The 18,787-nt window shown below is 49.4% G+C and carries 17 protein-coding genes and 1 tRNA gene; 4 read left to right on the top strand and 14 right to left on the bottom strand.

Going from position 1 to position 18,787, the window contains the following annotated elements:
• Position 1 precedes the first annotated feature (1 nt).
• Positions 2–1,087 carry a chorismate synthase gene (gene aroC / locus A7090_RS19980; RefSeq protein WP_105275322.1) on the bottom strand — a complete coding sequence of 362 codons (1,086 nt, stop codon included), beginning with the start codon at positions 1,085–1,087 and terminating at the stop codon, positions 2–4.
• A gap of 26 nt (positions 1,088–1,113) precedes the next feature.
• Positions 1,114–2,046 (bottom strand): 50S ribosomal protein L3 N(5)-glutamine methyltransferase, encoded by a 933-nt coding sequence (gene prmB, locus A7090_RS19975; protein ID WP_105275321.1) that lies wholly within the window; start codon positions 2,044–2,046, stop codon positions 1,114–1,116.
• A gap of 165 nt (positions 2,047–2,211) precedes the next feature.
• Here prmB and smrB point away from each other — a divergent pair, with 165 nt between their 5' ends.
• Positions 2,212–2,763: an endonuclease SmrB gene (smrB, locus tag A7090_RS19970; protein ID WP_105275320.1), complete on the top strand. Its 552-nt coding sequence runs from the start codon at positions 2,212–2,214 to the stop codon at positions 2,761–2,763.
• A gap of 67 nt (positions 2,764–2,830) precedes the next feature.
• On the opposite strand, the gene A7090_RS19965 is transcribed toward smrB, so the two are convergent.
• The 11 genes from A7090_RS19965 to A7090_RS19915 form a co-directional block, all read right to left on the bottom strand.
• Positions 2,831–3,652 carry a StfH/YfcO family fimbrial adhesin gene (locus tag A7090_RS19965; RefSeq protein ID WP_105275319.1) on the bottom strand — a complete coding sequence of 274 codons (822 nt, stop codon included), beginning with the start codon at positions 3,650–3,652 and terminating at the stop codon, positions 2,831–2,833.
• 1 nt (position 3,653) lies between these two features.
• Positions 3,654–4,193 carry a fimbrial protein gene (locus A7090_RS19960; RefSeq protein ID WP_105275318.1) on the bottom strand — a complete coding sequence of 180 codons (540 nt, stop codon included), beginning with the start codon at positions 4,191–4,193 and terminating at the stop codon, positions 3,654–3,656.
• Positions 4,190–4,678, bottom strand: a complete 489-nt coding sequence (locus tag A7090_RS19955) for a fimbrial protein (protein ID WP_105275317.1) — start codon at positions 4,676–4,678, stop codon at positions 4,190–4,192. The genes A7090_RS19960 and A7090_RS19955 overlap by 4 nt, the downstream gene beginning before the upstream one ends.
• Positions 4,675–5,187: a fimbrial protein gene (locus A7090_RS19950; protein ID WP_105275316.1), complete on the bottom strand. Its 513-nt coding sequence runs from the start codon at positions 5,185–5,187 to the stop codon at positions 4,675–4,677. The genes A7090_RS19955 and A7090_RS19950 overlap by 4 nt, the downstream gene beginning before the upstream one ends.
• Positions 5,187–5,939 (bottom strand): fimbria/pilus periplasmic chaperone, encoded by a 753-nt coding sequence (locus A7090_RS19945; protein ID WP_105275315.1) that lies wholly within the window; start codon positions 5,937–5,939, stop codon positions 5,187–5,189. Before A7090_RS19945 ends, A7090_RS19950 begins: the two co-directional genes overlap by 1 nt.
• Before the next feature lie 19 nt (positions 5,940–5,958).
• Positions 5,959–8,604: a fimbrial usher protein YfcU gene (gene yfcU / locus A7090_RS19940; RefSeq protein WP_105275314.1), complete on the bottom strand. Its 2,646-nt coding sequence runs from the start codon at positions 8,602–8,604 to the stop codon at positions 5,959–5,961.
• A gap of 80 nt (positions 8,605–8,684) precedes the next feature.
• Positions 8,685–9,248 (bottom strand): fimbrial protein, encoded by a 564-nt coding sequence (locus tag A7090_RS19935; RefSeq protein WP_105275313.1) that lies wholly within the window; start codon positions 9,246–9,248, stop codon positions 8,685–8,687.
• Between the two features lie 687 nt (positions 9,249–9,935).
• Positions 9,936–10,421: a phosphohistidine phosphatase SixA gene (gene sixA / locus A7090_RS19930; protein ID WP_105275312.1), complete on the bottom strand. Its 486-nt coding sequence runs from the start codon at positions 10,419–10,421 to the stop codon at positions 9,936–9,938.
• A 202-nt stretch (positions 10,422–10,623) separates the two neighbouring features.
• Positions 10,624–12,768 (bottom strand): fatty acid oxidation complex subunit alpha FadJ, encoded by a 2,145-nt coding sequence (fadJ, locus tag A7090_RS19925; protein ID WP_105275311.1) that lies wholly within the window; start codon positions 12,766–12,768, stop codon positions 10,624–10,626.
• Positions 12,768–14,078, bottom strand: a complete 1,311-nt coding sequence (gene fadI / locus A7090_RS19920) for an acetyl-CoA C-acyltransferase FadI (protein ID WP_105275310.1) — start codon at positions 14,076–14,078, stop codon at positions 12,768–12,770. Before fadI ends, fadJ begins: the two co-directional genes overlap by 1 nt.
• A 179-nt stretch (positions 14,079–14,257) precedes the next feature.
• Positions 14,258–14,542 (bottom strand): YfcZ/YiiS family protein, encoded by a 285-nt coding sequence (locus A7090_RS19915; protein ID WP_105275309.1) that lies wholly within the window; start codon positions 14,540–14,542, stop codon positions 14,258–14,260.
• Positions 14,543–14,913: 371 nt separating this feature from the next.
• On the opposite strand from A7090_RS19915, the gene fadL reads away from it, so the two are divergent.
• A complete protein-coding gene (fadL, locus tag A7090_RS19905) occupies positions 14,914–16,254 on the top strand; it encodes a long-chain fatty acid transporter FadL (RefSeq protein WP_105275307.1) in 1,341 nt (446 codons plus the stop codon).
• A gap of 61 nt (positions 16,255–16,315) precedes the next feature.
• Here the strand turns inward: fadL and mlaA are convergent, their stop codons facing one another.
• A complete protein-coding gene (mlaA, locus tag A7090_RS19900; RefSeq protein WP_105275306.1) occupies positions 16,316–17,071 on the bottom strand; it encodes a phospholipid-binding lipoprotein MlaA in 756 nt (251 codons plus the stop codon).
• Between the two features lie 292 nt (positions 17,072–17,363).
• Between mlaA and A7090_RS19890 the strand changes: the two genes are divergently transcribed.
• On the top strand, positions 17,364–18,296 hold the full coding sequence (locus tag A7090_RS19890) for a formate/nitrite transporter family protein (protein ID WP_105275304.1): 933 nt from the start codon (positions 17,364–17,366) through the stop codon (positions 18,294–18,296).
• A 75-nt stretch (positions 18,297–18,371) separates the two neighbouring features.
• Positions 18,372–18,446, top strand: a tRNA-Arg gene (locus A7090_RS19885).
• The last annotated feature ends 341 nt before the right edge of the window (positions 18,447–18,787 follow it).

Below are 18,787 nucleotides of genomic sequence, written 5' to 3'. Positions count from 1 at the left end.
TTTACCAGCGTGGAATATCAGACTTCACATCAGCATTTTGCGCCCGCTGCCGTAACAGGTGATCCATTAAAACGATCGCCAGCATCGCTTCGGCGATCGGCACCGCGCGAATGCCAACGCAGGGATCGTGACGACCTTTGGTGATCATCTCGACTTCTTCACCAAAGCGGTTGATCGTGCGCCCTGGCACGGTAATGCTGGAAGTCGGTTTCAGCGCCATGTGAGCAATGATTTGCTGCCCGCTGCTAATGCCGCCGAGAATGCCGCCTGCGTGGTTGCTCTGGAAACCGTCTTTGGTGATTTCGTCACGGTTCTGGCTGCCGCGCAGCGCCACCACGTCAAAACCATCGCCAATTTCCACGCCCTTCACTGCGTTAATGCTCATCAGCGCGTGGGCGATGTCAGCATCCAGGCGATCAAAGACCGGCTCGCCAAGTCCGGCGGGGACGCCGCTGGCAACAACGGTGACTTTCGCGCCAATAGAGTCGCCCTCTTTTTTCAGCGCGCGCATCAGTTCATCTAAGGCTTCGAGTTTGTCCGGGTCCGGGCAGAAGAACGGATTCTGCTCGACCTGCGACCAGTCTTTGATTTCCAGCGGGATGTCGCCCATTTGGGTCAGGCAGCCGCGAATCTCAATGCCAAATTTCTCAGCGAGATATTTTTTGGCAATCGCCCCTGCCGCCACGCGCATGGCGGTTTCGCGGGCAGAAGAACGTCCACCACCGCGATAATCGCGCAGGCCGTATTTTTGTTCGTAGGTGTAATCGGCATGGCCTGGGCGGAAAACGTCTTTAATTGCGCTGTAATCCTGAGAACGCTGGTCAGTGTTTTCAATCAACAAGCCGATACTGGTGCCGGTAGTAACGCCTTCAAAAACACCGGAGAGAATTTTGACTTGATCCGGTTCACGGCGCTGGGTGGTATAGCGCGATGTCCCAGGGCGACGACGGTCGAGATCGTGTTGCAGGTCCGCTTCCGTGAGCGGAATACCTGGTGGAACACCATCGACGATGCAGCCGAGCGCCAGCCCGTGCGATTCGCCGAAGGTGGTTACGCGAAAGAGTTGTCCAATTGTGTTTCCAGCCATCACGGCTCCGTTATTGTTGTGTTTACTTAATCTTTATAAATCGCGAAATGTTCACGGACCGCCAGCAGCTGCGCTTTGGTGAGCATAAACACACCGTCGCCGCCGTTATCAAACTCCAGCCAGGTGAACGGCACATCCGGATATTGTTCCATCAGATGTACCATGCTGTTGCCCACTTCACAAATCAGTACGCCATCATCAGCAAGGTAATCTGCCGCGTTACCGAGAATGCGACGCGTCAGTTTCAGGCCGTCAGTGCCAGATGCCAGGCCCAGTTCCGGCTCGTGGCGATATTCATTTGGCAGGTCGGACATATCTTCCGCATCAACATACGGCGGGTTAGTGACAATCAGGTCGTACTGCACTTTCGGCAAATCACGGAATAGATCGGAGCGAATCGGGATGACGTTATGGATCAGACCGTGTTCTTCGATGTTCTGTTCGGCAACCGCCAGCGCGTCGGGAGAGATATCTACCGCATCGACTTCCGCTTCCGGGAAGGCATAAGCACAGGCAATAGCAATACAGCCGCTACCGGTACACATATCTAAAATATGCTGCGGTTGCTTGCTGATGAGTCCGGCAAATTTATTGTTGATCAGTTCACCAATCGGCGAGCGCGGCACCAGCACGCGCTCGTCGACATAGAATTCGTGGCCACAGAACCACGCTTTATTGGTGAGGTAGGCAACCGGGATACGCTCGTTGACGCGGCGGATCACGCGCTCAACAATACGGTGTTTTTCGCTGGAGGTTAGACGCGCAGTGCGCATGTCTTCCGGAATATCCAGCGGCAGGTAGAGCGACGGTAACACCAGTTGCACCGCTTCATCCCACGGGTTATCGGTGCCGTGACCGTACCAGATATTTGCCGCGCTGAAGCGGCTCACCGACCAGCGCAACATGTCCTGAATGGTTTGCAGTTCATTTACTGCCTCATCAACAAAAATTTTATCCACGTATTCCTCCAGGGCATGATCGCAATAATTTCGGCGGCTAGTTTGCCATGAAGATGACGATAAATCAGCATTCACGCGCGGTGAGTGAGGAAAAATACGTTTAAAACGATCGATTGCGCTACGAGTCGGGTAAACTGTAGGAAAATTAGAAATAGAGACACATAAATGAAAAATAAAATAACACTTAGCGAGGAGGACCAGGCTCTGTTTCGCCAGTTGATGGCGGGGACTCGCAAGATTAAGCAGGACACGATTGTCCACCGACCACAGCGTAAGAAAATCAGCGAAGTGCCGGTTAAGCGGTTGATTCAGGAACAGGCTGATGCCAGCCATTATTTTTCCGATGAGTTTCAGCCGTTATTAAATACCGAAGGTCCGGTGAAATATGTTCGCCCGGATGTCAGCCATTTTGAGGCGAAGAAACTGCGCCGTGGCGATTATTCGCCGGAGTTGTTTTTAGATTTACATGGTCTGACGCAGCTGCAAGCCAAACAAGAGTTAGGCGCGTTGATTGCCGCCTGTCGCCGCGAACATCTGTTTTGCGCCTGCGTGATGCATGGTCACGGGAAGCATATTTTGAAGCAGCAAACGCCGCTGTGGCTGGCGCAACATCCGCATGTCATGGCGTTTCACCAGGCACCAAAAGAGTACGGTGGTGATGCAGCGTTGCTGGTGTTGATTGAAGTGGAAGAATGGCTGCCGCCGGAATTGCCCTGAGTCGTAAAGTACGTTGCGCCAGGAGCGGGGAATGGCAGGGTCGCATGACCCTGCCTGGTGTTACCGGCTACAACTCATTCAATACGTACTGGAACGTGCAGGTAGAATCGATTGGCTGCATACTGCTGGTATCAACACGCACGACCATATCGTGTAACTCTTTATCCGTTATAGGATGTCGATTTGGTGTAACTTTGACTTCTGCCTTATCACATCCCGACGCGGTGAAAGTGATCATCTGCGCTACCCAGCGGCAGTAACCACCGGTTTCATTCATCTGCGAACTGTCGCACAACTTGCCATCTTTCATCAAATAGGTTGAAATCGTTTTCTCAATCACACCGCCTGTCGACTGCAGAGTGAGCTGTTTTGACTTACTGACATAACTCTCACTCCACGAAACATCATAAGGTTGAACAGAAACCGTCGGACATAACGTGCCATAACCAGTTGGCCCCTGATAGCTCGCACCATTCCTATTCTGGACTTTATCACTAACGGCCACTAGCCATGGGCAATAAAACTGATCTTCAATACTCGCAGAAACAGTGATTTCAAATGTCATCGATCCACAACCCCATCCAGCAGGTAACCCAGGACATAATGATTTATTGACATTCTTTTTGAAACTCGTCATTTGAACTGTCGGTGCAGGGGGCGGCCCATTCCAGTCAGTATTTTGTAGATAATCACCCTTACTAAACACTCCAGTAGACCGATATTCTCCATCGTAGACTGCCGAAGGCATTATGATTCTTAAGCTATATGAAACGGTACCGTATTCATCATTACCAATTCCGTAGTAAGTGGTAACACTATGCCTGGCAGCCATAGCTTCTGTAGCAGCAATAAGCATGACCAGAGCGAACAACCATCGTAGTATTTTCATTTTAAATATACTCAAATGTCGCAGTTAAAGAGGCGGTAAATCCACCGATTGTCACATCACGACCGCTTTTCGCCTGTAGCCAGGCCCTGAAATTTATATCGTTATTGCCATTGGTTAGCGCAAAGGTCGCCCCATTTGTATTGTTGATGGCAACCTGCGTTCCGTCAGTTTTTTCCATACCAATTCCTACGCCCTGAGCGGTTGATGACGTATCCAGTGCCAGAAAACCGGGTTGTTCGCTGTCTTCTATGCCCGTGAGCGTGACTTTTACGTTGTATCCCGCCGGCCCTTTACAATCTTTCAGCTTAAAGACTACGGGTACACGAGCGGACTGGCCTGCAACGTTCAAATCCTGACGACTGACTGTGGGAAAATGCACCTCTGCCAGATATTGCCCATCCACCACCAGCGCACAGGATTTACTTAATAAATTACCGGAGAAATGCAGATTATTGTCTGCCGCGAACGACGTGCTACTCACTGCCAATATCAGCCCCGCTAACAAGACGTAACCACCGGGCTGAATCATTGATTTATTCATTGATAATCCACTCGTAATGTTGCGTAAGCCGAAAAACTCGTGTCGATTAACACTGCGTCACTCGCTTTTACCGGTACAGCCTCAAGTTTCGGCGTTTGCGTAAAATCATTGGCGTTGATAGCAAGCGGTGTATTGAGTTTAAAACGCTGGCCATCATGCTGAAGCTCAATACCGAAACCAGGTACATCAGTTTCAATTGCTGAATCATTAAAACTGGTTTGTGTACCAGTCCAGGTGAGGGTCATCTCCCAGCCAGGATCTCGGGTCGTCGAGTCACATGTGAGTTCATATGGCACCTCTTTTCGACCATAGTTGCCGTTGATCTCGTCGATAATGAGATCGCGAAATTCGACTTCAATGGTTTTACCACCGCTGATGCTACAGGTTGGTGGTGACAATAATGTCCCGTGAAAGGTGATGTCTTCATCAGCAGCATGAGCTATGGCGCTACTGACACAAAGCAGGGTTAAGAAAGTCTTTCTCATTGATAGTCCACCACCATGGTCAAGCTGGCGTTAAACTCACCCGCATCAAGTTGCGCCCCGCTTGTCTTCACAGGTACAGCCTTCAACTGTGGCTGGTTATTGATATTAAATGGTGTCCAGCTATTTTCACCGACGGCAAACAATGAGTTATCGGCGTTATTTTCTATCCGAATGCCCAGCCCTGTGATATTGGTACTGAGTACCGTTTCGCCGTTAATCGTTGACGTATTGCCCTTAAGTTGCATCCGCAAGTCGTTAGCAACACTGTTTGTGCAATTCAGCGTGTATTTCGCATCTTGCCGATAATTGGTGCCATCAATGTTATCAGCAATCATATTGCCAAACTCCACCTGACTGCCCTTGATTGAACAGGGCGGTGGAGCATCGACCAACACGTGCAGAGTTAAATTCACGGATTTACTACCAGCCATAGCAGATAAACTACAAACACTGCATACCAGCAGCCCTGCGCCCACTACAAAATTGTGACTCATAACTCCCCCCGGCATCAGCCTTTGCGGCTCTGCTCTTCATCCACCTGGCAGCGGTTGTCATTGCACTTGAAGAACAGCGGCATCCGTGCACCAAAGTCATTGACGTAGGTCAGCACCGGTACGCTATCCATTTTCACATTCAGCGGTATCGTGGTTTTCGGCTCAATAACCAGAGGCGAGAACCCCGTAGCCGGATTACCGTTTTTCTGTGCACTGGCGTTGCTGATAATCACGTAGTACGGCGTCGGGTTATTGACAGTAAATGCCTGCCCGCTGCGGGTTAAGGTGACTTTGTGCTGCCACGGATTTTTCATGCTGACATTTTCCAACGCCTTTGGTCGCCAGAACAACTTGATACGCGTTTGCAGCGCGATTTGCAGGGTGTTGGGTTTGTTTGATTTTGGCGGGATCTCGCGCACGTTAAAGTAGAACATGCTTTCACGATCGGCAGGCAATTTGTTGATATCCGGCATTCCCTGCACTTTTACCTGCCCGTTCATCATTGAATCGATGCGTTGCACTGGCGGCAGAACAGTTAACGGCGAGCTGATCTTGTTACCCTTTTCATCTTCAATCCAGCTTTGAGCCAGATAAGGGAGTTTCGGGTCGTTATTACGCAGCGTCACGCTGATTGATTTGTCGCTTTCATTAAATATCAAACGGGTACGATCTGGCGTTACAGACGCCTGGGCAGACAAACTGGCAGCGCTAAGCAGTAATGCCAGCGTCGTAGCACCCAATTTGGCAGAGCAAAGTAAATCAGACATGGATCATTCCTTAATCACGTTATTGGTTAGCTGAAACAGAAACAGGGGGATCGGTGGGTGTCACCTGCTGCGTCTGCTCCTGAATGACGGGCTTTATGTCATCAGGAACAACCGGCGCGACGTTTCCTTTATGCTGGCATGGTAATAACAAGCCGTTAAACAGATCAGCCGGTAACGGCTCCGGCAGGTTGATATCGCAATGCGCAACACCACTCCAGAACACACTCATATGTTCGCCAGGTTTCACCCCAGCCAGATAAACATTGCCGTCATCATCGACAAGGCCCACTGTCTGCTCGTTATCATTTTTTACTTCTGCGCCAAATGGTGGATGGCTACCATCTTGTAAACGCAGCACCGCCATCGCTTTTTGACCACTGATAACAGCAAATTTGCGGTAGCCAATGGCTCCTTCAGTTAGCGTGGCTTGCACGACCGACTGGGTGGCTTCGGCGTTTTCCGGCAGTTCGTTGAGGTCAATATACGCCTGATTGCGGTAATAGTTATTGACGTCAGAAACGACAGCTTTACCAAACATATTGGTATAAACAGCAGCACCGTTACCTTCTACCGGAACATCGGCAACACCATCGGCATCAATCAACAGGCGTGTCCCGCCCATATTCTGGGTACGGTGAAGTGCGCCTCCGTGGGCAGTAAGCGTTGCGCCGCCCTGTAACGACAAGCCCGCTGAGGTGTATTGCCCTTCATGGTAGTTCGCACTGAGGTCAACCTGCGCCAGCGAACCATCATGGCTGTAATAGCCGTCAACGCTAGAGTGCTTGTCACTGGTGCCGACGTTCAACTGATAGTGAGTCGCGCTATCGACACGGCTAAAATAACCAACCTGGCTGCTGTCAGTCCCACTGCCATAGTTGCCGTTATAGCTAATGGTACTGTTATCGCCCCACGGCATACTGAGCGAAATGTACATGCCCTTATCTGCCCGCTCGTCATACTCGTAGCGGTAGCCAGTCAGGGAAACGCTCATATTACGAATGCTACCCATATTGAAATAGTGCGAGAGCATGATGTTGTAATTTGTCTGCTCCTCACGATCCCAGTAGGTATGCCGGGTATAGTTGAGATAAACCGAAACACCTACATCGCGGAAGTTCTGGTTATAAGTGGCGGTATACATCTCTTTGTCGTTGCCCGTGCGGACCATTTCGCTGTCACTGGCATCCAGATACTCGCTCATGGTCATAAAGTTCTCTTCCGAGAAGCGATATCCAGCGAAGGTGACGCGACTATTGAGCTGGTCAAAGTCTTTGGAATAGCTCACACGGAAAGAGCTACCGTCCAGCGAACCTTTGCCATAAGCGGTGTCTTTATCCAGTTTGGTATGCGAGTGAGTAACATCAAACGCGACCGCACCGAACGTAGACAAATCGCGACCAACGCCAAGCGCCGCAGACTGATAGTTTTCATCTCCCAGCGCGCCGCCATATAACGACCAGCCGTTAGCGATCCCCCAGGAGGCTTCAGCACCAGAGAAAAATCTCCCCTCGACATGGTGGCCCCACTCTTGCGGACGTCCCATCATGATCTTATAGCGAACCTGGCCTGGGCGAGTGAGGTATGGTATCGAAGCGGTGCTGATGTCATATTCCTGCACCTGGCCGTTCTGTTCTTCAATGCGAATATGCAATGTACCGGAGACGGAATCACCAAGATCCTGAATACGAAATGGTCCAGCCGGAACCTGCGTTTCGTAAATCACACGTCCCATCTGGCTGACGGTCACTTTTGCTGTGGTGTGTGCCACGCCGGAAATGTCTGGCGCGTAGCCACGCAGGTTGGGAGGCAACATTTGATCGTCAGTGCTAACACTACCACCAACATAGTTAAAACCGTCGAAAATATCGGAATTGAGGTAATCTTCACCCAGCGCCAGTTTGGCTTTTAATGACGGTAATGCCCGCCAGGCATAGTAGCGACTCCACTCCCATGTTTTTTGTGTGTCATCATCGCTAAATTCATCGTCATCATCATTACTGCGGGTATGTTGATAGTTGGTCTGCCAGTCAGCACGCATACGCCACGGCCCCAGGTTAACCCCAACCGTCCCGTTGCCGCTGATCTCGTTACTGTCATCGCCGCCATTTTCTTCGTGTCGCGTTTGCGCAGTGATGCTGTAGTCCGCGATGATCCCGGAGATACCATCATCCCAACGAGAAGGTGGATCCCAGTCGGGATAGGTATATTCGAGGTAAGCCTGCGGTAGTGAAATGACTAATGCGGACTGGCTTAAATCAGCCTTAATTTCCATGCCTTCCAGTTGACCGGGTTTCAGGCATTTACCCTCGTGGCCCCATTGCAAATTTTTCGCCACGTCTTCTTTTAAACCAAACTGCGCCACCAGTTCTGGTGTCAGACAAACATAGCTTTTGCTCGCGTCATCTTCACCAGCATACCAGTAAATATCGGACTCTTCTGCCAATGGCTGTTTATTTAGTTGAACCTGTAAATTGTATTTTCCTGGCTCAACATATCCCTGGCTTGAAAAACGCTTTAAATCAATTTTTGTATCGCCTTTTAATTCCAGAAAACGGGAATCAAATTGAATGTCGTCTTCAGCCCAAGCACTGCTATAACTCCCTGATATTACCAGCGCAATGCACCACGGAAGAATCCGTAATCGAAAAAGAGAATGGTCAGGCATACACGTTTCTATCCGTTTTATTCTTGTTTGGTCAAAATCCATTTAAATCCCCCATAGCAGTGTCGCTATGGGGGTATGCCTTACAGGTAAGTAATCTGGAAGGTGGTATTTGCTTCGAAATTACCCAGATCTGGCGCATCAGCTGCGCCGACCAGCCAGGCTTTAAAGTTCAGTGTCTGCTTCTCTTTGCCTTTATTAGTAGCCGTGTCTTTTACGATTTTCTGGTCAATACCCATGCCGCTTTTGTAAGAGGTACCCAGAGAGTCACCGATCACTAAACTAACGTTGTTAAATGCCGTACCGGTATCGGTATTGAAAATGGTGTAATAATTGCCGCTATTCGCAGAAGAAACAGTACCAGTAAAGGTCGTGGTCATTGTTTCCTGAGTATCAAATACGCAATCTTGCAGGCTAATCTGGAAACTTTTCGGCGTAGTGGTGCCGTTGTTTTTCAGTTTTTCAGCACCGATATCACCCATATCAACTTCCAGTTTGTGATCGTCCGGGACGATAGAACATACAGAGTCTTCAATGGTGCCGTAAAAACGTGCAGTACCATTGTTACCCGCAGCGATTGTTGCTGTAGAGGTGAACGCGCCCATAATCATTGCAGCAGCAATAGCTGTTTTAATAAACTTACTCATTATTTGTCCTTAAACCATAAATAATTATAAATATAAACATCGCAATACATTGATTCAGTCAATAGCTAATGTTTATACCCAACCATTGAATACAGCGTGCGATCCAAATAGAACAGACCATAGAAAATTGTATTTGCTGGTGGGGGCCGAATAGTGATGTTTTCACTCCCCTGATGCAATTTAATTTTACTAAAGAGCAAATGTAGATTTAATTAATATATTGACAGGAGGGGGATTATCTTAAGGACATCCTTATAAACACGGCATAAGTATCCAGGAAAAACAGAAAACATATCAACAATGAATATCAATAGCTTAAAAAGCAAACAATGAAAATATAATGTGACTGGCATTTATCTGCCTTTGGAAATATAATATATAAATACTATATCCAGGATTCAATCACGTTTTAATCACCCTCAGCCTAATTATTCAACTCTATTTTCTCTATTATCTGTATTAATAAATGATAATGAGTATCAAACAGACATTATTCGTTTCAACATGTAACTTTTGGTAGAATCAAGATACGCGCAAAAGAATAACTCTGAATGAAAGCTGAAGGAGTTTTATTTATAGACAGGGAGGATCTTCGATAGCAGTGAGATTTGTAAATATCCACTGCCTGATGAGCAATTATTAATTATGCCCAATGAATCTACCTCATCGGGCATAATTTGGGCCTCATCAGATAGCTTTTGCCATCTTCAGATTACATGGGCTCATCTGCCAGTTGAACGTGCCGTTTCCGCTTTCATCAAGCGTTACGCTGGCAATGGCCGAGGTGGCAAACATAGGCGGCGTTTCGCCCGGACATAACTCGGCAACCAGATACCCGACTAACGGTAAGTGGGAGATCACCAGTACCGAAGCAACACCTTCATTGGTCAACGCCTGCAAATAGGCACTGACCAGACCAACATCGCCGCAGGGCGTTAACTCCGGCAGAACTTCTGCACCAGAAGGCAGGTTCAGACAATCCCCTACTTCTTCCAGTGTTTGCTCGGCTCGCAGGAACGGGCTCACCAGAACGCGTTCGATTTCCACTTTTTGACCTTTCAGCCAGTTCGCCATCAGGCGAGATTCGTCACAACCGTTGGTGGTTAGAGGACGAACAGAATCACTGGCGGCATCGAGGGCTGCGTCGCCGTGACGCATGATAAAAACTTGCATATTGCACCGCTTTTGTTAACCAGATTCGCCCGTTTTCTTTCATCTGAAACCAGAGAATGAAAACGGTGGCCGGCATTGTGCCTTATCCATTCACCGAATGAAACGCTGTTTTTTACCTCAATGGCGTAAGTATAGTCAATATGCGTTTGCATTTTGACCAGTACTCCACCATTCAGCGCGGATTCATATAGCTTTGACCTTCTTATTGCAGGTCAGTTGCAGTTGTTTTCCAAAAACTTTCCCCACGCTCGCTCATCCCGACTAAACGCTCGCAAGGGGTAAAACGGGAACCATACTGCGTGGCCAGCCGTTGCATTATTGCAACCACTTCGCCCGCGCCGAGAGAATCGATATAGCGCAATGGGCCACCGAGAAATGGTGGAAAACCAATGCCAAATACCGCGCCAATATCCCCGTCACGCACGCTACGGATAACCAGCTCGTCAACACAACGTACTGCTTCATTCAGCATCAACATCACACACCGTTCAGCAACCTGCGGTGCGGAGAGTCGCCCCTGCCCTTGTGCGCCAATCAGCGGGTAAATGGCGGGATCGACCTGTTTTTTGCTTTTACGCCCTTTCTGACCATAAAGATAGAAACCCCGGCCATTTTTTCTGCCTTTGCGATCGTCGTTCAAAATTGAAGAAACAACATTTGCAGGTGCGCTAAAACGTTCTCCATAAGCGGCCTCCAGTACAGGAATAATTTTAGTCCCGGTGTCGATTCCTACCTCATCCAAAAGTTGGATTGGACCTACCGGAAAACCAAATTTAACCAGCGCGGCGTCGATATGCTCTACCCGTTCACCTTCGGTCAACATACGGATAGCTTCATTAATGTAAGGCGCTAAGATGCGATTGACGTAAAACCCGGCTTTGTCACACACGACAATGGGCGTTTTGCCCTGTTTTTTCGCCAATTTTACTGTAGTGGCAATGGTTTGCGCCGATGTCCCCGCATGAGGAATGATCTCCACCAACGGCATTTTTTCCACCGGACTAAAGAAATGCAGGCCAATAACTTGCTCAGGTCGCGTGGCGTGAGCGGCGATATCGCCAATCGGTAATGATGATGTATTCGAAGCAAAGATGGTATGAGCGGCGCAATTTTGCTCCACTTCTGCCACCATCTGTTGTTTTAATTCGAGATTTTCAAACACCGCTTCAATAATCAGATCGCGATGGGCAAAGCCGCGATAGTCCGTCGTTCCGGAGATTAATGCCAGCTGTTTGTCGCGTTCGCTGGCTTTGAGATGACGACGGCGAACTTTGCCCTCCAGTTGCTCCCAACTGTACTTCAGCGCATGATTTATGCCCTGCGGGTTGATATCTTTAATTCTGACCGGAAGCCCCGCTTTACAAGCAGTGACGTAAGCAATACCGCCGCCCATCAAGCCACCACCTAAAATGCCCACGCTATTTAATGGCGCAGGCGGCGCATCACTGCCAGGATCTCTCTTCACTTCCGTACTGGCAAAAAAGAGACTACGCAAAGCCTGCGATTGCGGCGTCATCGCCAGTTCGCCAAACGCCCGTGCTTCAGCGTCATAGCCACAGCGGGTCCCCTGCGCTAAACCGGTCTTGATAACCTCGAGAATGCGTTCTGTCGCCGGATAGTTACCCTGCGTTTTTTGTCCTGTTTTCTTGCCGACCATTTTGAACAGCAGCGCACGACCTAACGGCCCCGCCAGAATACGCTCGCGTACAGGTAGAGGGCGGGAAGATGGACGATCCTGCTTCGCCAGCTCAACAGCGGCTTCCAGCAAAATGGAGTGCGGAACAACGTCATCCACCAGCCCCAGCTTTAATGCTTGTTTCGCCCGAAGTTGTTTTCCGGTAAGGATCATTTCCAGCGCTGTGCTGACGCCTATCAGACGCGGTAAACGCTGGGTGCCGCCTGAACCGGGTAACAATCCAAGTTGTACTTCTGGCAAACCGAGCACCGTTTTAGGATCGTCAGTACAAACGCGACCATGGCACGCCAGTGCCAACTCCAGCCCGCCGCCCAGGCAAGCGCCATGAATAGCCGCGATAACCGGAACGGACAAAGCATGAATCTCTGACATTAACTGTTGCCCCTGCCGCGCCAGCTCTTGCGCTTCTTGCGCCGTTTTGCAGTGGCCGATCATGTTGATGTCAGCTCCGGCGATAAAGTTGTCCGGTTTCGCTGAGATAAATACTACTCCACGTAACTCTTTGTTTTCGCGAAGTTGTTTAATAATAGTGCGCACCTGAGAGGCAAACTCTGCCTTCAGGGTATTCATTTTCTCACCGGGAACGTCGAGGGTAATGATGGCAATGTTGTCCAGACGAATATCAAGAGTAAAAGCTGATGCCATTTCCATTATTCCACCTCCAGAACCATTGCCGCGCCAAGCCCACCAGCGGCACAGGCGGTCACTAAGCCAAATCCACCGCCGCGGCGGCGAAGTTCATGCAATGTCTGGGTTATCATCCGCGCGCCGGTGGCCGCGAAAGGATGTCCGTAAGCAATCGAACCACCAAGCACGTTAAATTTACTATCGTCCACTTCGCCAGTGGCATGTGCACGCCCCAGTACGTCGCGCGCAAAACGTTCGCTCCCCAGTAGCTGAATATTGGCCAGCGTCTGAGCAGCAAAGGCTTCGTGCATATCAATCAATGTCAGATCGGCCATAGTCAATCCAGCACGTTCCAGCGCCAGCGGCGTTGACCAGGCTGGGCCGAGCAACATATCCTGCCAGACATCTATCGCGGTAAACGCATAACTGCGCAGATATCCCAGCGGCACCAGGCCCAATTCTTTCGCCCGGAATTCAGTCATCAGGATCACTGCCGCTGCGCCATCGGTCAGCGGCGTACTGTTTGCCGCCGTTACCGTTCCGTGTTTACGATCAAACGCCGGACGCAGCTTTGCGTAATCAGCAAGCGTGGAATTGCCGCGAATATTGTTGTCTTCCGCAAATGGTTGTTTATAAGGAGGGATACAGGTGGTCATTACCTCTTCTTTCAGTTTACCTTCTGCCCATGCCTGAGCGGCACGCTGATGCGAACGGTGCGCCAGTGCGTCTTGCTGTTCGCGAGTAATACCGTAGGTTTTCGCCATTTGTTCGGCAGTATCCCCCATCCGCAAGCCAGTGGAATACTCTGCCACCGCAGGCGGTACGGGCATTAAGTCACGCAAACGCAGGCGAGAAAAAAGTTTCAGCCGCTGGCTCATCGTGCGGGCTTTGTTGACATCCACCAGCACGCGCGCCATTTTTTTGCTAACGCCAATGGGCAATACGGAAGAGGAATCTGCCCCACCGGCAATCCCCGCGCGAATAGTTCCCGCCATCAGGCTTTCGGCGACGTTTGCAACCGCCTGGAAACTGGTAGCGCAAGCGCGGCTGACGCTGTAAGCATCGGTATGCACATTCATTCCAGTACCGAGAACAATTTCACGCGCAATGTTGGGGGCTTCAGGCATTTGTACGACCTGACCAAAGACCAGCTGTTCAATCACTTCGGCGGGGATCTCGCTGCGTGCCAGCAATTCGCCTACCACCATCTTCCCCAAATCAACAGCGGGAATGCCATGAAAAGCCGTCGCCTGACGGGCAAAAGGCGTACGTAAGCCGCTAACAATGGCGATACGATCGCCCTGGCGGGTAATCAGCGGTAAAACCTGCCCCATAACACTCCCCTGTAAAAAATAAATAAAGTGGTCTGACCTGATCATAGTCTTAACCATTTTTTTACATTTAGCCAAGTGGAGAAAAGGGAAAGTGGGAGCTATGACACAGAGAGAAAAGTGGAAGAGAAAATAAAACGCCCCTGCCAGCAACTGACAGGGGCGTACGCACTCGAGAGGAATTAACGCAGACCCAGCTGGAAGATCAGCATTTCAGCTTCGCAGGCAAAAGTGAAATCGATATCCAGGCGCACACCATCAGACTCTTCAGTGAAAGTCGGGGTGATTTTGCACGGTTCGGATTCCACGCTACGGGCTTTTTCAGTCAGCGCCGCCAGGGTTTGTTCTGCTTCTGAGCGGTTTGCAAACTCGCGGCTGTAAGACGCGGTGCAGTCGGAGTTGTCCATAATGGTGCCAACATCCATACAGCAGCAAACCGGGGTTTCATCAGCACTACATTTACTCATCGTTGATTTCCTCTGTATGTGCACCCAAGGTGCCAGATAAACGTTGCGGATATTTTACGCTTCCCGAAAGTGCTGCTCCAGTTGTTAATTCTGCAAAATCGGATAAGTGACCGAAATCACACTTAAAAATGATCTAAAACAAAACTCTCCCGAATCCATGTGTGCGCAACCTCCAAATTTTGCCAGCTGGATCGCGTTTCCTAGATCATATTTGAAAAAAGATAGAAACATACTTGCAACATTCCAGCTGGTCAGACCTATACTCTCGCCACTGGTCTGATTTCTAAGATCTACCTCAGACCCTACACTTCGCGCTCCTGTTACAGTACGTAACATAGTTTGTATAAAAATAAATCATTGAGGTTATGGTCATGAGCCAGAAAACCCTGTTTACAAAGTCTGCTCTCGCAGTCGCAGTGGCACTTATCTCCACCCAGGCCTGGTCGGCAGGCTTTCAGTTAAACGAATTTTCTTCCTCTGGCCTGGGCCGGGCTTATTCAGGGGAAGGCGCTATTGCCGATGATGCAGGTAACGTTAGCCGTAACCCCGCGTTGATTACTATGTTTGACCGCCCGACGTTTTCTGCGGGTGCGGTTTATATAGATCCGGATGTAGATATTACCGGACATTCTGATTTAACCGGTCAGAGTGCAAATGCTAAAAATATCGCACCGACAGCGTGGGTGCCTAACCTGCACTTTGTCGCGCCTATTAACGATCAGTTTGGTTGGGGAGCGTCAATAACTTCCAACTATGGTCTGGCTACGGAATTTACCGACAACTACGCTGCTGGTATCTATGGCGGTAAAACCGATCTGCAGACAATCAACCTTAACCTTAGCGGGGCTTATCGCCTTAACAATAGCTGGAGTTTTGGTCTTGGTTTTGATGCAGTTTACGCTAAGGCAAAAATTGAGCGTTACGCCGGTTCGCTGGGGCCATTGCTGTCTCAACAGTTGATTGCCCGAGGAGTGCCAGAAAGCTGGACAAACGGTATTAATACACCGGATTCGCAAATTGCTCATCTGAAGGGTGATGAGTGGGGATTCGGCTGGAACGCGGGAATCCTCTATGAGTTGGATAAAGACAACCGTTGGGGCCTGACATATCGTTCAGAAGTTAAAATCGACTTCGATGGGGATTACAAAAGCTCCATTAACCCAAATCTGAACAATATTTTGGGTAACATGGGCTTACCGTATGGCACGATGGGTGCAACCCAAAATGGCTCCTTAACGCTGAATCTGCCTGAGATGTGGGAGATTTCTGGTTATAACCGTGTTGCGCCGCAGTGGGCAATTCACTACAGCATGGCCTATACCAGTTGGAGCCAGTTCCAGGAATTGAAAGCGAAAGGCGATAGTGGTCAGACTCTGTTCTATAAAGATGAAGGATTCCGGGACGCATATCGTATCGCGTTGGGTACAACCTACTATTACGATAAAAACTGGACCTTCCGTACCGGTATCGCTTATGACGACAGCCCGGTTCCGGCTGATAAACGTTCTATTTCCATTCCTGACCAGGATCGTTTGTGGTTAAGTGCTGGGTTAACCTACGCATTTAATGAAGATGCATCCATTGACGTTGGCGCATCTTATATGCATGGTCAGAAAGTGAAATTCACCGAAGGTGAAGGAGCGGCAGCTTATTCCTTCGAGTCTGAAGGTAAAGCCTGGCTGTTCGGGACTAACTTCAACTACGCGTTCTGATAACGCGTTTGCTTAATAAGAAAAAAGGTGAGTTTTGCGACTCACCTTTTTTATTTGTTTCTTATTCAGAATCGATATCTTTTAAATCGTCCTGAATCGCTTGCGCATTCGGATTTTCCTGCGGTTTGAGTTCGCCGCCATTAGCGATGAAATCATGACGCTGGAAGTACGCTTCACGCACCATAATGTAAGGGTCGGATGACTGACGCAGCAGACCGTCGGAATCCAACAGCTGTGCGCGGGTTTCGATACCTTCAAGCGTCCATTTACCCACAGACATCGGCCAGGTCAGCCAGGAAAGTACTGGGTAAAGACCATCTGCCATATCACCGCCCTCATCACGCAGCGTGAAGCTGCCGTAGAACGGTAACTGAACGTACGGCCCATAACCTACGCCATAATGACCAAGCGTACTACCGAAGCGGTGAGGTTCAGTCCGTTGCAGTTTCGGGTTCGCCATCCCTGCAACATCAATAAAGCCGCCCATCCCCAAAATGGTATTCAGGAAAAAGCGGGTAAAGTGGACCATCCCCTGATAAGGGTCGCCCCGCAAGAAGTAGTTAACCATCACCGCAGGTTCTTCAAGGTTGCCGGTAAAGTTGCTCAAACCGTTACGCGCCGGTTGCGGAACATAATCACGCCAGGCGACAGCGACCGGTCGAACAATATACGGGTCTAATACATTGAAGTTGAAGTTGTACATGGTGCGGTTGAACCCTTCTAACGGGTCAGAACGCCCTTGCTGATCTGTACCGGAACTCGCACATCCCACCAGAAGCGTAGTTCCCAGAGCAAGCGCCGACAGGCGAAGCTTCATAAATGTCTCCCTGTTTTTTATGGCTTATGCAGTTTGCCATCCATGACGGAACGATAGCGTATCCGCCTGTTTAGGTGTGGGCGATTGTAACAGCACAGCAACTGATGTCCAGACGCCCTGATTTGCTGATTTGATCATAGCCTGGTAATCGCCACCCTGTAGGCTACTTGATTCTATAGAAACAGAAAAAGGCAAATGCAGCCTTTTCTACATTTTCAGAGTAACTCCCGCCAGTTGCGATCAAAAAAGCCGCTACGCTTTAGCTATACGTGCTAATTCAAGAGAAGAAACCATGGACAACGACAAAATTGATCAACACAGCGACGAAATTGAAGTTGAGAGCGAAGAAAAAGAGCGCGGCAAAAAAATAGAAATAGATGAAGACCGACTCCCCTCCCGGGCGATGGCAATTCATGAGCATATCCGCCAGGATGGTGAAAAAGAGCTGGAACGCGACGCAATGGCGCTACTGTGGTCAGCCATTGCGGCGGGTCTGTCGATGGGCGCTTCGCTACTGGCAAAAGGAATATTTCATGTCGAACTGAAAGGCGTGCCGGGCAGCTTCTTGCTGGAGAATCTCGGTTATACCTTTGGTTTTATTATTGTCATTATGGCCCGCCAGCAATTATTTACCGAAAACACCGTGACTGCGGTCCTCCCCGTCATGCAAAAACCGACAATGAGCAACGTCGGTTTACTTATGCGGTTATGGGGCGTTGTACTGCTGGGTAATATTCTCGGGACAGGTATTGCGGCGTGGGCATTTGAATATATGCCTATCTTCAATGAAGAAACTCGCGATGCATTTGTCAAAATTGGCATGGATGTGATGAAGAACACCCCCAGCGAGATGTTTGCCAACGCGATCATATCCGGCTGGCTGATCGCCACTATGGTATGGATGTTTCCTGCAGCAGGTGCGGCAAAGATTGTGGTGATTATATTGATGACCTGGCTTATTGCCCTGGGAGACACCACCCACATCGTTGTTGGTTCTGTAGAAATCCTCTATCTGGTGTTTAACGGCACGCTGCACTGGCGCGATTTCATCTGGCCCTTCGCGTTACCGACTTTAGCGGGGAACATCTGCGGCGGCACCTTTATCTTCGCATTAATGAGTCATGCACAGATCCGTAACGATATGAGCAACAAGCGCAAAGCAGAAGCACGCCAAACAGCAGAACGTACGGAAAACATTAAGAAAAAGGATAAAAACCCAGCATAAATGGCGAGTGTTTAAGCAATCGAGCGGCAGTGTACTTACCCCGCAGCCCATTAGCGGGTATACTCATGCCGCATTGTCCTCTTAGTTAAATGGATATAACGAGCCCCTCCTAAGGGCTAATTGCAGGTTCGATTCCTGCAGGGGACACCATTTACCCTTCAAACGAAATTCACCTTGCCTCACAAAATGGGTTTGGCAGTACCCTTACCTTATATTGACGCATTTTTCCTGCAACAGGTTGAAATCTCAGCACTGTTAGAAAGTGTTGATGGCTAAATAGCCCTGGTCTGGAAGATGGAAGTCATCACTCTGAATCCTGATCGCGAAATCTGGCGTGACTCGATGCTACACTCCGCAAGGCATTCCCTGATGGATTAACAGGGATAAGCATTTTGGTATTGTTATTTTCCGGTTGAGGGATATAGAGCTATCGTAAGCGGCTCGTCAGAACCGTATTGATATTTACTGAGAGCTCAGATCAACTTTCCAGG

The sequence above is a fragment of the Escherichia sp. MOD1-EC7003 genome, assembly GCF_002965065.1.
GTDB lineage: Bacteria > Pseudomonadota > Gammaproteobacteria > Enterobacterales > Enterobacteriaceae > Escherichia.
Note: the sequence above shows the minus strand (reverse complement) of the source record. Positions and strands in the feature narration are given on the sequence as shown.

What these genes read in the sequence shown, in the direction of transcription:
- fadJ (WP_105275311.1), bottom strand. Translation starts at nt 12,768, where the DNA reads ATGGAAATGGCATCAGCTTTTACTCTTGATATTCGTCTGGACAACATT.
- A7090_RS19915 (WP_105275309.1), bottom strand. Translation starts at nt 14,542, where the DNA reads ATGAGTAAATGTAGTGCTGATGAAACCCCGGTTTGCTGCTGTATGGAT.
- A7090_RS19960 (WP_105275318.1), bottom strand. Translation starts at nt 4,193, where the DNA reads ATGAATAAATCAATGATTCAGCCCGGTGGTTACGTCTTGTTAGCGGGG.
- A7090_RS19890 (WP_105275304.1), top strand. Translation starts at nt 17,364, where the DNA reads ATGGACAACGACAAAATTGATCAACACAGCGACGAAATTGAAGTTGAG.
- fadI (WP_105275310.1), bottom strand. Translation starts at nt 14,078, where the DNA reads ATGGGGCAGGTTTTACCGCTGATTACCCGCCAGGGCGATCGTATCGCC.
- A7090_RS19955 (WP_105275317.1), bottom strand. Translation starts at nt 4,678, where the DNA reads ATGAGAAAGACTTTCTTAACCCTGCTTTGTGTCAGTAGCGCCATAGCT.
- A7090_RS19945 (WP_105275315.1), bottom strand. Translation starts at nt 5,939, where the DNA reads ATGTCTGATTTACTTTGCTCTGCCAAATTGGGTGCTACGACGCTGGCA.
- yfcU (WP_105275314.1), bottom strand. Translation starts at nt 8,604, where the DNA reads ATGCCTGACCATTCTCTTTTTCGATTACGGATTCTTCCGTGGTGCATT.
- mlaA (WP_105275306.1), bottom strand. Translation starts at nt 17,071, where the DNA reads ATGAAGCTTCGCCTGTCGGCGCTTGCTCTGGGAACTACGCTTCTGGTG.
- A7090_RS19935 (WP_105275313.1), bottom strand. Translation starts at nt 9,248, where the DNA reads ATGAGTAAGTTTATTAAAACAGCTATTGCTGCTGCAATGATTATGGGC.
- A7090_RS19965 (WP_105275319.1), bottom strand. Translation starts at nt 3,652, where the DNA reads ATGAAAATACTACGATGGTTGTTCGCTCTGGTCATGCTTATTGCTGCT.
- fadL (WP_105275307.1), top strand. Translation starts at nt 14,914, where the DNA reads ATGAGCCAGAAAACCCTGTTTACAAAGTCTGCTCTCGCAGTCGCAGTG.
- A7090_RS19950 (WP_105275316.1), bottom strand. Translation starts at nt 5,187, where the DNA reads ATGCCGGGGGGAGTTATGAGTCACAATTTTGTAGTGGGCGCAGGGCTG.
- sixA (WP_105275312.1), bottom strand. Translation starts at nt 10,421, where the DNA reads ATGCAAGTTTTTATCATGCGTCACGGCGACGCAGCCCTCGATGCCGCC.
- aroC (WP_105275322.1), bottom strand. Translation starts at nt 1,087, where the DNA reads ATGGCTGGAAACACAATTGGACAACTCTTTCGCGTAACCACCTTCGGC.
- smrB (WP_105275320.1), top strand. Translation starts at nt 2,212, where the DNA reads ATGAAAAATAAAATAACACTTAGCGAGGAGGACCAGGCTCTGTTTCGC.